Annotated in this window: 10 protein-coding genes; 5 read left to right on the top strand and 5 right to left on the bottom strand. The window is 63.5% G+C overall.

Annotated features, from left to right (window positions below):
* Nucleotides 1–21: 21 nt before the first annotated feature.
* From A6V37_RS14970 to A6V37_RS14960, 3 genes are all read right to left on the bottom strand, one after another.
* Complete coding sequence (locus tag A6V37_RS14970) at nucleotides 22–1,182, bottom strand: MFS transporter (protein ID WP_064272493.1); 1,161 nt, start codon at nucleotides 1,180–1,182, stop codon at nucleotides 22–24.
* Nucleotides 1,183–1,261: 79 nt separating this feature from the next.
* Entirely contained in the window at nucleotides 1,262–2,428 is a 1,167-nt protein-coding gene (locus A6V37_RS14965) for an MFS transporter (protein WP_064272492.1), read from the bottom strand.
* 190 nt (nucleotides 2,429–2,618) lie between these two features.
* Nucleotides 2,619–3,443, bottom strand: coding sequence for a crotonase/enoyl-CoA hydratase family protein (locus A6V37_RS14960; protein ID WP_064272491.1), 825 nt, complete (start codon nucleotides 3,441–3,443; stop codon nucleotides 2,619–2,621).
* Between the two features lie 89 nt (nucleotides 3,444–3,532).
* Here A6V37_RS14960 and A6V37_RS14955 point away from each other — a divergent pair, with 89 nt between their 5' ends.
* Nucleotides 3,533–4,150, top strand: a complete 618-nt coding sequence (locus tag A6V37_RS14955) for a plasmid fertility inhibition factor family protein (protein WP_064272490.1) — start codon at nucleotides 3,533–3,535, stop codon at nucleotides 4,148–4,150.
* Here A6V37_RS14955 and A6V37_RS14950 read toward each other — a convergent pair.
* Nucleotides 4,147–5,145, bottom strand: coding sequence for a 2-hydroxyacid dehydrogenase (locus tag A6V37_RS14950; protein WP_064272489.1), 999 nt, complete (start codon nucleotides 5,143–5,145; stop codon nucleotides 4,147–4,149). The genes A6V37_RS14955 and A6V37_RS14950 overlap by 4 nt on opposite strands.
* 526 nt (nucleotides 5,146–5,671) lie before the next feature.
* Between A6V37_RS14950 and aspT (A6V37_RS14945) the strand changes: the two genes are divergently transcribed.
* From aspT (A6V37_RS14945) to A6V37_RS14930, 4 genes are all read left to right on the top strand, one after another.
* On the top strand, nucleotides 5,672–7,354 hold the full coding sequence (gene aspT / locus A6V37_RS14945) for an aspartate-alanine antiporter (RefSeq protein ID WP_064286105.1): 1,683 nt from the start codon (nucleotides 5,672–5,674) through the stop codon (nucleotides 7,352–7,354).
* 139 nt (nucleotides 7,355–7,493) lie between these two features.
* Nucleotides 7,494–9,176 carry an aspartate-alanine antiporter gene (gene aspT, locus A6V37_RS14940; protein ID WP_064272487.1) on the top strand — a complete coding sequence of 561 codons (1,683 nt, stop codon included), beginning with the start codon at nucleotides 7,494–7,496 and terminating at the stop codon, nucleotides 9,174–9,176.
* Between the two features lie 142 nt (nucleotides 9,177–9,318).
* Nucleotides 9,319–10,983: a bifunctional aspartate transaminase/aspartate 4-decarboxylase gene (locus A6V37_RS14935; protein ID WP_064272486.1), complete on the top strand. Its 1,665-nt coding sequence runs from the start codon at nucleotides 9,319–9,321 to the stop codon at nucleotides 10,981–10,983.
* A gap of 142 nt (nucleotides 10,984–11,125) precedes the next feature.
* On the top strand, nucleotides 11,126–12,349 hold the full coding sequence (locus tag A6V37_RS14930; RefSeq protein ID WP_064272592.1) for a pyridoxal-phosphate-dependent aminotransferase family protein: 1,224 nt from the start codon (nucleotides 11,126–11,128) through the stop codon (nucleotides 12,347–12,349).
* A gap of 867 nt (nucleotides 12,350–13,216) precedes the next feature.
* Here the strand turns inward: A6V37_RS14930 and A6V37_RS14925 are convergent.
* Nucleotides 13,217–14,002 (bottom strand): MFS transporter (locus A6V37_RS14925; RefSeq protein ID WP_157447877.1); only part of this gene is annotated, 786 nt, incomplete at its 5' end.

The raw sequence follows: 14,002 nt of genomic DNA, 5'->3' as shown, positions 1-14,002 counted from the left end.
CGCGCCGCCAGAGTCCGCTCGTTACCCAACCAATTGCGCTGGCGCGCGTCGCCGTTCCCACCAGGCGGCCGCGAGAAACGCCAGCGCGGCGAGCAGCAGCACACCCACCATCGCGTCATTGCCGACACCCTTCATCAGTGCGCCGGCCACCAGCGGGCCGCCGAAACTCGCGGCGCTCCACGACGCGCCCACCAGCGAACTGGCCGATACCAGCGCGACGCCGCGAAAGCGCTCGCCGCAGGCGACCAGCGACAGCGTATAGATCGCGCCCGCCGCCGCGCCGAGCACGTACAGCAGCGGCCAGCAGAGCCACGGCGAACTCACGGCCCACGGCAGAAGCGGCAACAACGCCACGACGATCACGCCGCAGCCGATATGCACACGTTCGCGGCCAAGCCGGTCGGCGAGCCAGCCAATCGGAAACTGCAGGGTCGTATCGCCGAGCAGCAGGGCCGAGGCGAACAACACGGCAATCTCGCTCGTGATGCCGTGCGACATCGCAAAGAGCGGCAGCAGCGAAAGCGCGATCGTGTCGAACAACGCGAAAAATCCCGTGCCGATCACGAGCGCCGGCATTTGCGGCAAGACATGGCGCCAACTGCCGTGCGCCGCCTGATCGTCTTCTGACGCCTGCGGCGTGGTGCGGATCGTAGCGAGCATCGGCAGGGCCAGCAGGAAGATCGCGCCGCAAATCAGGAAGCGCCCTTGCGTGAAGTCGGCGATCTGGCTCACCAGCACCGGTCCTGCCATCTGGAACAGCGTGAAGTTCGTCGCGTAGATGGCGACGACGCGGCCACGCGTGGCGTCGTCGGCAAGCCGGTTCACCCAGGCTTCGCCAATGGTGAAGAGCAGCATCAGCGCCGCGCCGCATAGCACGCGCAGCATGGCCCATAGCCACAGGTTCGAGGTGAGTTGCATCAGCGCGGTGGCGAATGCCACCACCAGCACCGTGCCGACGATCACCTGGCGGCCGCCGAAGCGCGTCGCGATCCAGCCGGCGAGCGGCACGACGATGAGCCCGCCGCCCGCTTGCGCGGCAGTCAGCAGGGCGACCACGTCGGTGCCGTGGCCGGCTTGCGCGAGCGCGAGGGCGGTGAGAGGAAGCGTTGCACCGCTGCCGAGTCCGACAACGGCGACACTCAGGATCAGCGCGAGAAAATCGCGAGTGAAGATGACTTTCATCGGCCGAGATGCTACTACGGGTGCGGATCATTCGCACCTGCGTGCGGACCGCGACGACCGCGGCCCAGCGCCGCGCTTGCTATCCCGTGACGGCCATCCGCTGCGCGCGCCGGTCGATCGAGACCGACCACAGCGTCAGCAGCAACGCGCCGATCGAGGTCGCCACGCCGACCCATGGCAGGGTAGTGAGCGGCGCGCCCGCGCCGATCGCCATGCCGCCCAGCCAGGCGCCTGTCGCATTGCCGAGATTGAACGCCCCCTGGTTCAACGTCGAAGCCAGATTTGGCGCGTGGCTCGCGCGGTCGACGATCAGCATTTGCAGCGGCGGCACGATCGCGAAGGCCAGCACGCCCCACGCGAAAATCGTGAGCATGGCCGGAAGCTCCGCGTGCATCGTGCCGGCAAAGATCGTCAGGATCACGACGATGGCGAGCAGAAACGCCACCAGCGAAGGCATCAGCCGCCAGTCGGCGAGCTTGCCGCCGAGCGTGCTGCCGACCGTCAAACCGAGGCCGAACAACAGCAGCACGAACGTCACCGCATGCGGCGTAAAGCCGGTCACGTCTTCGAGAATCGGCGTGATGTACGTGAAGGTGGAAAAGAGGCTTGCCGACGCAAGCACGCTGATGCCGAGCACCATCACCACCTGCGGGTTCTTCAGCACGCTGAATTCGCGCACGAGGCTCGCTTTCTGCATGTCGATTTTCGCCGGCAGGCACACGGCAAGCGCGGCTGCCGCGACGAGGCCGATGCCCGTCACCGCCCAGAAGGTCGCGCGCCAGCCGACCGCCTGGCCCAGCGCGGTGCCGAGCGGCACGCCCAGCACGTTGGCGAGCGTCAGGCCGGTAAACATCAGCGCGATGGCCTGTGCGCGGCGGTTCGGCGCGACGAGCCCCGCGGCCACCACCGAGCCGATGCCGAAGAACGCCCCGTGGCAGAACGCCGTGACGATGCGCGCGGCCATCAGCACCGCATAGCCCGGCGCGACCGCGCACAGCAGATTGCCGACGATGAACACGCCGATCAGGCTCATCAACGCCTTCTTGCGCGGCATGTTGGCGACCGCGATCGCGACGATCGGCGCTCCGATGGTCACGCCGAGCGCGTAAGCCGACACCAGCATCCCGGCGGCCGGAATCGAGACCGACAGATCGCGCGCGACATCGGGCAGCAGACCCATGATGACGAACTCAGTGGTACCGATTCCAAAGGCGGCGATGGCAAGGGCAAGCAGGGGCAAAGGCATGGTGGCGGAGCGTGAATTGCCGCGACGGCGAGCGCCGCGCGGCCGGCGCGCGTTTTCGGGGCGAGAACGCCTGCGCCGGACAAGGGGTAAACAGTAGGGGATTCTACCTAAGTCAAAGGATGCTTGCTTATTGTTTGGGCAGAAGTTGTTTTTTGCTGAAGCCGTGACGGAGGCAGGCCACGCCGCTGGTTTAGCTTCCCTCGCCGCGGGGATCGAGCATGTTGCCGTGACGGCCGGCGCCGCTGGCGAAACGCGCCGCACCGGCGACGCCTTCTTCGAATACTGCTTCGTAGCCGCCTGCGCCTTCGCGCCGCAAGGCTTCCGCGAGATCCTCAAGCGTGCTGTTTTCCAGCGCGGAGCGGCGGTCGGCGAGCAGCGCCGCCTGCGGAAAGGCAGCCAGTTCGGCGGCCAACTGTTCGGCCGCCTCGCGTGCGGTGCCCCTTGGCACGACGCGGTTGGCGAGACCGAAGCTGAGCGCTTCCTGCGCGCTCACTGCGCGGCCGGTCAGAATCAGGTCTAGCGCCCGCGAGAGCCCGATCAAACGCGGCAAGCGGATCGTGCCGCCGTCGATCAGCGGAATCCCGACACGCCGGCAGAACACGCCGAGCACCGCGTCCTCCTCGACGACCCGCAGATCGCACATGGCCGCCAGTTCCAGCCCGCCCGCGACCGCATAGCCCGCGATCGCGGCAATGACGGGCTTGCTGAAGCTCATGCGCGTCGGCCCCATCGGTCCGGGGCCGCTGCCATCGGGGTGCAGCTCGTTGCGGCGGGTGTCGTCGGCGAGCGCACTCAGGTCAGCGCCCGCGCAGAAGGTGCCACCCGCGCCGAACAGCACCGCCGCGCGCCACGCCGGCTCTGCTTCGAAACGGCTGAACGCGGCGCTGAGCGCGTCCGCGACAGGGCGGTCGACGGCATTGCGACGCGCGGGCCGCTCAAGGACGATCGTGGCGACGCCGATATCCTCATTAGCCTCGATGCGCACGTGGTCACTGATATTTTGCATGGTGGTCATGGGTGTCTCTCTCGCGGCCTCTCGTTCGCCCGTTCGTTTCGGATCCGGCGCAGAATGTTTATGCAAAACAGTTAATACCGTGGTCTGTCATGCTTCTTTCACAATCGGCTCGTAGCGTTAGCGCTCTCTTAACGCGCTGGCGCTTTTTCGCCAGCTTATCGAGCTTGCCTTTGCCCTTGTCCAACTCATTGTCTGCCGCCGCGTCGGCCCTTGCCGAGACGGTCTGGATCGTGCCTTTGCAAGATCATCCATGGTACGACCACGTGCGCCTGAAGCGTGTCTTCGTCACCGACGGCACACGCCATCAGGTCGTGCTCGTCGATGTGCGCAAGCTGCTCGCCTGCGCGGACCGCGACAACACGGATTATGTTTTGAAACCGGTTGCCGAGTGGCATTCGGGCAAGGTGCGCGGCATTCGTGAGTTTCTCGATCCGGACAACCCGCGCATTCCGCAGATGCCCTACGTGACGATCTCGACGCGCCGCGCGCCCGGTCTGCTGGGCTGGTTCGGCCTGGAGCGCGAAGGCGTGGTCGCGTTTCGCAACGGTCAGCATCGCGCCCGTTATCTGGCCGATGCCGGCGCGCGCTGGTTCCCGGTCGAGGTGCACGAGCGCGAGGCTGCCGTGCTGCGCGAATGCTGCGGCGCGGCGGACGACGCACGCACGGCAGTGCGCGTGGTCGCACCGAGCGGCAACAGCGACATCTAGCCGGGTGAACGCACCACGTTGCGTGGTGTGCCGGCTTGCCATGCCGCAACGTTCTCGAGCGTGGTCTGGGCAATCTCGCTCATTGCCTCACGCGTGAAAAACGCCTGGTGCGCGGTGACGATCACATTCGGGAACATCAGGAGGCGTGCAAGCACGTCGTCCTGCAAGGGCAGATTCGAGTGATCCTCGAAGAACAGGCCGCCTTCTTCCTCGTAGACGTCGAGCCCAAGGTGGCCCAGCTGGCCGTCTTTCAGGGCGCCGATCAGCGCGTTGCTTTCGACGAGGCCGCCGCGGCCCGTATTGATCAGCATGGCGCCGCGCTTCATCTTGGCGAGCGCGGGGCCGTCGATCAGATGGTAGGTGTCTGGCACCAGCGGACAATGCAGGCTGACAATGTCGGACTCGGCGAGCAGCGTGTCGAGCGGCACGTAGCGCGCACCGAGCGCGAGCAGGTCGTCTGCGGGCGTACCGGGATCGTAGGCCAGCACCTGCATGCCGAAGCCCGCCATGATGCGGCCAAACACGCGGCCGATCATGCCGGTGCCGACCACACCCGCGGTCTTGCCGTGAAGGTCGAAGCCGAGCAATCCGTGCAGCGAAAAGTCCCCTTCGCGGGTGCGAGCGACGGCACGCGGCAGGCGCCGGTTCAGCGCCAGAATCAGACCAACCGCATGTTCCGCGACCGCATGGGGCGAGTACGCCGGCACGCGCGCAACCGCCATACCCAAATGTTCGGCCGCGGCCAGATCGACATGATTGAAGCCCGCCGAGCGTAGCGCGATCATGCGCGTGCCGCCGGCGTGAAGCCGCCTGAGCACCTCCGCGTCGACGTTGTCGTTGACGAATGGGCACACCACGTCATAACCCTGCGCAAGAATGGCCGTCTCGCTGTCGAGATGCGACTCCTGGAAATGCAGTTCGAAACGATGCGCGGCGTTGGCTTCGGTGAACGTGTCGCTGTCGTACTGGCGGGTGCTGAACAGGATCATGCGCATGTCGTGCTCCGAAGAGTGCCGGCCGGCGCAGGGAAGCGAATTCGCGGCGCGGCGCGGTGTGCGAAAAGACAGGCAGGCCAGTATAGGTTATGCATTGCGCGCGAAGTAAGGCACCAATTCCTTTCACCTTTGCCGATGATCATTTTTTGCGAAGATAAATAAAAAGAGGTAAAAATAACATTGACAGCCTCGCCGAACTGCAATATCTATTAAAACGCGGTTCAAAAAAAGCATGTTCGATCATGCTGCAAAAGCGCTTCATTAGCAGTCTGGGTTTTTTATGGCGCCAGGCATCTTCGCGAGGAAAGAGTGACTGTCGAGCTATCAGCAGCCAGTGCTATCGTTGCGGCGCGGCAAATCATCCTAGGCGCGAATTGCGTCATCCCATTGCAATAAATTAAGTTTTCACTCAATCGCCCTATCGATTGAGTAATGCGTGCGGCATACATGGCGAAATTAATCTATTCGATTTTTCGAAGGATTTTTGCCGTCTTTTGCTAATTAATCCGTCAATCGGCGAGCCAACATGATAGGTGAGTTGCTGAGGTCTCAACCAGAGATCGCGCTATTCGCAAGCCTTGCTATCGGATATTTCATTGGTTCGTTCCGCGTCGGGCCGGTCCAGCTCGGCGGCGTATGCGGGACGTTGATCGTTTCACTATTGTTGGGACAGACGGGCGCGCGCCTTGCCCCCGATTTGAAGAACATCGCATTTGCCCTGTTCATCTTTGCACTTGGCTTTACCGGTGGACCGCAATTCTTCGCCAATATCGGACGTGGCTGGCGCTATGGCCTGCTATCGGTGGTCGAGATCGTGTCGGTGCTGGCGCTCATCATGATCGCGGTGGTCGTCATGCGGCTCGATGCCGGTACGGCGGCCGGCTTGCTGGCGGGCGCCGCAACCGAGTCGGCGGTGATCGGCACGGCCTCCGAGGCGATCGCCAAGCTCGGTTTCGGCGAAGCGCAGACGCTGCGCCTGCAGGCCAACGTCGTGACCGCGTACAGCGTGAGCTACCTGTTCGGTCTGATCACCATCGTGCTCTTCACGAGCCAGTTCGCGCCACTGCTGCTGCGCGTCAATCTGCGTGACGAAGCCGAGCGCGTATGGCGCAAGCTCGGCGGCGACGGTGCGTTCGGCGACGGCCAGCAGGCCGCCGCGCCGGCGCTCGTTGGCCGCGCGTTCGGGGTCGGCGCGGCCGCCGGCATGACGATCCGCGCGTTCGAACAGCAGTACCGCTCCAACCTCACCGTCGAACGCGTCCGGCGCAACGGCGCGGACGTGCCGGCCGACCCGCAACTGACCCTCACGCCCGGCGACGTCATGCTCGTGGCCGGGCGGCGTGAAGCGATCGTGGCCGCGGCCAGCAGCCTCGGCGCGGAGGTGGACGGCGCGGACTTCGGCCAGGTGACCGTCGAGAAACTCGACGTCGTGCTGACGCGCCGCGACGCGCACGGCCTGACGGTCGCCCAGATGCGCGAACGGGCCGCACCCGGGGAGGGGCGCGGCGTCTACATCGCAGCCGTGACGCGGCTCGAGACCACGGTGCCTGCGCTGCCGGGCACCGAGCTCAATCGGGGCGACGTGCTGACGCTCATAGGCGCGAAGGCCGCTGTCGAGCGGAGTGCGCGGCGGCTCGGCTACATCCTGGTCGCAACCCAGAAAACCGACTTTGTCTATCTGGGCCTCGGCGTGCTGGTCGGCATGGCGATCGGTCATCTCGGCGGCCGGATCGGCGGCGTGTCGATCGCGCTCGGTACGGGCGGCGGCTGCCTGTTGTCGGGCCTGCTATTCGGCTGGATCCGCTCGCGCTATCCGCTGGTCGGCTCGCTGCCTTCGGCGGCCGCGCAGATTCTGAAGGATTTCGGTCTGGCCACGTTTATCGCGGCGGTGGGTCTGTCGGCGGGGCCGGACGCCATCAAGCTCGTACGCGAGTACGGTCTCGCATTGCCGTTGGCCGGGATTCTGATGGTGCTCGTGCCGGGCCTGCTGTCGCTATGGATCGGCCGCATGTTTCTCAAGCTCGAAACGCCCATGCTGCTCGGCGCGATTGCCGGCCAGCAGTGCAGCACGCCGGCAATTAGCGCGCTGGTGGGCGTGACCGGCAATTCCACGCCGGTAATCGGCTACACGATCACGTACGCACTCTCGAACATTTTGTTGCCCTTGATGGGGCCGGTGGTGGTCGGTCTTGCCGGGAAATTCGGCTAGGCGGGCAGATGGACCGCGCGTGGCGCGACGCCACGTGCACGTGATGCGGCAAGCCACTTGTGGAGCGCGACACGATCGGGCCTCACCGGTGTGTGCGGGACCCAGTACTCAGTATTTCAAACTTTCCAGCGAGGGCGCGATGGACTGGCTACACCATATCTTTCAGAAATCCCCCGAGATGGCGCTGTTTCTGTCGCTCGCGGTCGGCTACTTCATCGGCCAGATCAACTTCGGCAAATTCCAGCTGGGCGGCGTGGGCGGTTCGTTGCTGGCCGCGGTTGTCATCAGCCAGGCGGGTGTGACGGTCGACAACGGCGTGAAGTCGGTGATGTTCGCCGTCTTCATCTATGCGGTCGGCTATGACTCCGGCCCGGGCTTCTTCAACTCGCTGAACCGCAAGACGCTGCGTGAGATCGCGATGGCCGTTTTTCTCGCCGTCACCGCGCTGATCACCGTGGTGGTTTGCGCGAAGCTGTTCCACCTGAACAAGGGACTGGCGGCCGGGCTCGCGGGCGGTGCGCTGACGCAGTCGGCGATTATCGGCACGGCGGGCGACGCGATCGCGCGTCTGGGTCTGCCGGCCGATCAGGTCAAGTCACTGCAATCGGACGTGGCGATTGCCTACGCGGTGACCTATGTGTTCGGCTCGCTCGGCGCGATCATCGTGTGCGTGAATATCCTGCCCAAGTTCATGGGGCAAAGCTTGCGCGATGCCTCGATCGACGCGGAACGCGAGCTGGCCTCAGGCGCACCGGCACGCGCGCCTGGCCAGGTTCTCGCGTTGCCGGAGCTGGTGGGGCGCGCGTACAAGATCGACGTCAGCGCCGGCAAAACGGTGAAGGCGGTCGAGACGCAGCATCAGGACTATTTGACGATCGAGCGAATCAAGCGCGACGGCCAGCAACTCGACCCCACGCCCGATCTGGTGCTGAAGGCCAATGACGTGGTGCTGGTGGTCGGCCGCCGTGAGGCGGTGGTGGAATTTGGCGCGAGCGGCGGCGAGGTTGCCGCTGTCGAGGACGTGGGCGTTGTCATGCAGACACGCGACGGCGTGTTTACGCGCAAAGGCATGAACCACACGACGATCGCCGCCGCGCGGGAAGTCGTGGATCGCGACTTGCGCCACGGCGTCTACATCCAGAACATTTCGCGCGCCGGCCAGCCGTTGCCGATCCTGCCGGAAACCAAACTGGAGCACGGCGACGTCATCACCTTTTACGGCTCGCCGAAAGACACCAAGCGCGCTGTCGATGCAGCCGGCTACGAGCTGCCGTACAGCAACAAGACCGACTTCATCTATATGGGCGTGGGCCTCGTGCTCGGCTTGCTGATCGGGCTGATCGTCCTCAATGTCGGCGGGATTCCGCTCACGCTCGGCTCGGGCGGCGGCTGCCTGCTTGCCGGCCTGCTGTTCGGCTGGATGCGCGGCAAGCATCCCATGTACGGCGTGATGCCCACCGCGGCCTCGCAATTGCTGAAGGACTTCGGCCTTGCGGCCTTCGTCGCGGTGGTCGGCCTGAACTCCGGCTTGCAGGCCGTGGTCACCGTCAAGCAAAGCGGCATGACGATCTTCCTGCTCGGGGTGTTCGTCACGTTGTTTCCGCTTCTGCTCACCATGCTGTTCGGCCGCTACGTGCTGAAGTACAACAACGCGGCCATTCTGGCAGGGGCGCTGACAGGGTCACGCAGCGCCAATCCGGCATTCGGCGGCGTGCTCGACAAAGCTGAAAGCGCCGTGCCGACCGTGCCGTTCGCGATCACGTATGCGATCGCCAACGTCGCGTTGACGCTACTCGGGCCGCTCGTGGTCGGTCTCGTTTAGCGCCCGCCCTTACCGATCGGATTGACTGGTCACACTCATCGGCTTCACTAATCGACTGTATTCATTGACATCATTTACGCCGGCGCCCCTGGGCGACTATCGCCACGCCGGCGTCTTTCACTTGCTCATTGGAGAACGCATCATGGCAAAAGAGAAAGGCGACAAGAAACAGGCGGATATGGCACAAGCAGGTCTGTCCTCGCTTAGCCCGTTCGAACTGAAAGACGAACTGATCAAGGCCGCCGGCGGTGGCGCCGTCGAGCGGCCCGCCAACGCATCCATGCTCAACGCCGGCCGCGGCAATCCGAACTTTCTCGCGACCATCCCGCGTCACGGCTTCTGGCAACTCGGTCTCTTTGCGATGCGCGAATCGGAGCGCTCGTTCGCGTACATGCCCGAGGGCGTGGGCGGGTTCCCGCGGCGCGACGGTCTGGAGGAGCGCTTCGATCTGTTCCTGCGCGAAAACAAGGGCGTGCCGGGTATCGACTTCCTGCGTGGCGCGGTTTCTTATGTGCGCGACCAACTGGGACTCTCCGCCGGCGACTTCCTGTATGAAATGTGCGAGGGCATTCTCGCCTCGAACTACCCGGTGCCGGACCGCATGCTCAAGCTGTCCGAAATAATCGTCGGACAGTATCTGCGCCGCGAGATGATCGGCAATCATCCGTTCGTCGGCGAGTTCGACGTGTTCGCGGTGGAAGGCGGCACCGCGGCCATGACCTACATCTTCAACACGATGCGCGAGAATCACCTGATCAAGGCGGGCGACACGATCGCGCTTGGCATGCCGATCTTCACGCCGTACATCGAAATTCCGCGCCTGAACGACTACCGCCTGAACGTCGTGAATCTCGACGCCGATGTGGCCAACGGCTGGCAGTATTCGAAGAAGGAACTCGACAAGCTGCGTGATCCGAAGGTCAAGGCGTTCTTCCTCGTGAACCCGAGCAACCCGCCTTCGGTCAAGATCAGCGACGAAAGCCTTCAGTACATTGCCGACATCGTCAAGGAGCGCCCCGACCTGATTCTGCTGACCGACGACGTGTACGGCACCTTTGCCGACGACTTCGTGTCGCTGTTCGCGCTGGCGCCGAAGAACACCATTCTCGTGTACTCGTACTCGAAGTATTTCGGTGCAACGGGGTGGCGTCTGGGCACGATCGCGACGCATCGCGACAACGTGCTCGACCGGCTGATTGCCGAGCTGCCGAAGGACGCGAAGAAGCAGTTGCACGAGCGCTATGAGTCGATCACGACCGAGCCGGACAAGCTCAAGTTCATCGACCGCCTGGTGGCCGACAGCCGGACCGTCGCGCTGAATCACACGGCGGGCCTGTCGACGCCGCAGCAGGTGCAGATGGTGCTGTTCTCGCTGTTCTCCCTGATGGATACACCGGACGCCTACAAGAACGCGCTCAAGCGTCTGATCCGCAAGCGCAAGCAGGCGCTCTACGAGGAAGTCGGCATCACGTTCGAAGACGACGATCCGAACCAGGTCGACTACTACACGATTCTCGACGTCGAGTACCTTGGCGAGCGGGTGTATGGGCGCGAGTTCGTCGACTGGCTGTTGAAGAACACCGAGCCGTCCGAAATGCTGTTCCGCCTTGCGCGTGAAGCGCGGGTCGTGCTGCTGCCGGGCCGTGGGTTCGGCACGCAGCATCCGTCGGGACGCGTTTCGCTCGCCAACCTGAACGAGTCCGACTACCGGAAGATCGGCCGCGCCTTGCGCAAGCTGATGGAAGAGTATGTCGAGCGGTTCAACGCGGCGACCGGCAAGAAGCTCGACAAGACCAAGGTGAAGTGACGGCACCGCGCGGCGGTGCATCGTCAAAAAACTTGCACAATCGCGCGGATCGGTGAATGATCGGACAGGCGGCCTCGCCAGCGTCATTGCTGGCGGGGCCGTTTCCGTTTCGCTCCAGCGTCCTGACATTCACGTACTGATCATGCCGACTTCATCCTTCACACCTGAATCCTCCGCAGTGCCCTGTCCGGTTGTCGAATCGCTCGACGCCATTCTTCCTGAAGAGCCGCTCCTGATGATGGGCGCCGGCCCGGTGCCGATTCCCGCGGCTGTCGCCAAGGCCAACACGATCGTGATCAATCACCTCGGCGGGGCGATGGTGAAGGTGATCGGCCAGGTGAAGACCATGGCGCGCTACGTGTTCCAGACGCAATCGAAATGGGTGCTGGGTGTGGCCGGACCCGGATCGGCCGCGATGGAGATGGCGATCTCCAACCTCGCCTGGGAAGGCACGCGCGTGCTCGCCATCAAGAACGGCTTTTTCAGCGAACGGATGGCGGAGATGGGCCGGCGCGTCGGCGCGCAGGTGAGCACGCTCGAGGTTGCCGACCGCTCGGTCGCGAGTCTCGAGCAGATTGCCGAGGCGATTCGCCGCGAGCGTCCCGAGATCGTGACGGTGGTGCAGGGCGAGACGTCGAACACGGTGTGGAACTACCACCTGAAGGATATTGCCGCGCTGGCGAAAAGCGCGGGTGCGCTGGTGATCGTCGATGCGGTGTGCACGTTGAGCACGATGCCGCTGGAAATGGATGCGTGGGGTATCGATGCGGTGATTACGGGCGGGCAGAAGGGCTTGTCGTCCATTCCGGGGGTGTCGCTGATCGCGTTTTCCGATGCGGCGTGGGCGCGGGTCAAGGGGCGCACCGCGCCGAATGCTCATTGGTGTCTGGACGCGTCGCTAGCGGAGAATTTCTGGCACAACGCGGGGTATCACTATACGGCGCCTGTTTCTGGTGTTCTGGCTTTGCATGAGGCTTTGCGGCTCGTTTGTGCCGAGACGCTGGAGAAGCGGTTTGCGCGGCATCTGAAGTGTTCGCTGGCGTTGCAGGACGGGGTGGCGGCGATGGGGTTGAAGCTCTATACACCTGCGGCGTGCCGGTTGAATTCTGTGGTGGGGATCGAGGTGCCTGCCGGGCTGAGTCCTGGTGATGTTTGTTCGCATATTTCGCGGCAACATCAGGTGGAGATATCTGGGTCGTTTGGATTGCCCATTGTTCGAGTTGGGCAGATGGGGGAGCAATGTCGCGAGCATAATCTTTTTCGGACTGTGCATGCGCTGGGGAGGACGATGGTGGATCTTGGGGTTGGGGTTGATTTGCCTGCTGGGGTGGCGGCGCTTGAGCGTGCGTTGTCGGAGGGGAAGTAAGGGGTTTTTTGCCTGCGCGGCGGTTTGTCTGTGTTCTTTGCGGTGTTGGGCTTTTCTTGAGTTCACGGTTTGCTGATGTTTTTGTGTTGGCCTTTCCTTGAATTCACGGTGGTCTATTGGCGTTGCCCCTGTGCGGGGCGGCACCTACTTTCTTTGCCGCGGCAAAGAAAGTAGGCAAAGAAAGCCGCTTCCCACCGCTAACCATTAAGCGGAGCCCCTGGCTTGGAGGGGGTAGTGGCACATCTGGAATCGGTGCTCCCGCACACTCCGCCCTGGTGACAAGGCCGTCATTCTTCCCGCCTTGCGCTGCGCGCTCGCCGGAACGGTCTGCCAGGCACACCGGTGGCTTTGCCGCCGCGTAGCGGGGCCATCGGCTTCGCCTCGGCGGGGCGCTGTAACAATTGGTGGATTGGGGCGAGTGTTCCGAAGCGCCCGTGCACCAGCAAGCCATTGGGCTGAGGAAACACTAAGTGATTTGAGGAGGACTGCCGTTTAAGGGGGCGTGTCGCTGACGCAGGGATAGACTGGCCGCTTAGAAGTACTACGAATGGACAACTTGGCGAGTGGTTGAAGAACTACCGCGACGGCGCGCGCAGCGCCGCCGGAAGCATGACGGCCTTGTCACTGACGCGGAATGTGCGAGCGCACGGATTCCAGATGTACCACTGCCCCCTCCAAGCCAGGGGCCCCGCTTAAGAATTTGCGGTGGGAAAGCGGCTTTCTTTGCCTACTTTCTTTGCCGCGGCAAAGAAAGTAGGTGTGCCCCGCACAGGGGCAACGCTAATAGACCGCCGTGACTTCAAGGAAAGGCCAACACCGCAAAGAACACAGACAAAGCGCCGCGCGAGGAAAACCCCCTACACCCCCTCAAAGCGCCGCAGGCAAATTCCGAACCTTCGCATTCCTCAAATAAAGAAAAGCAGAAAGCCCAACAGCCAGCGCCGCCGCAACAGCGGCAAAGAGAAACACCGACCCATACCCAAACTCCCCGGCAATATACCCGGCCAACGGCCCGGTAATCCCCAGCGAGAGATCGAGAAAAACAGAATAAGCCGACAAGGCCGCCCCCCGGCTAGCGGGCGGCACAAGCCCCACCGCTTCAACCCCAAGAGCAGGAAACACCAAAGCAAACCCAAACCCGGTCAACGCCGCTCCAGCAAGCGCCACATGCGGCTCAGGCGCGAGCCACAGCATCAACAACCCGGCACACTCAAACGAAAACGAAACAATCGCGACCCGAAACCCGCCATAAGTCTTGATCGTATTGGCAAACAGCAACCGCGCCCCAATGAACAGCGTACCGAACACCGTCAACGACAACGCCGCATTCGGCCAATGATTCGCGGCATAAAACAACGTAATGAACGTAGCGATCGACCCAAACCCGGCAGAACCCAACGCCAGCCCGATCCCATGCGGCAACACCCGCGTAAGCACACTCCGGTACGACATCCGCTCACCATGCACGATCGGCACCGGTGCCATCGGACGCGCCAGATAAAAGCCGAGCGCCGCCAGCAGAATCACCAGAATCCCCAGCGCGGCAAACCCAACCGAGCGCTCGATCGCCACGCCCAGCGGTGCACCGACCGCCAGCGCGCCATACGTCGCAATGCCGTTCCACGAAATCACCCGGGCGTTGTTGCTCGTGCC

The sequence above is a fragment of the Paraburkholderia ginsengiterrae genome, assembly GCF_001645125.1.
GTDB lineage: Bacteria > Pseudomonadota > Gammaproteobacteria > Burkholderiales > Burkholderiaceae > Paraburkholderia > Paraburkholderia ginsengiterrae.
This window is presented reverse-complemented; position numbering and strand designations above follow the sequence as displayed.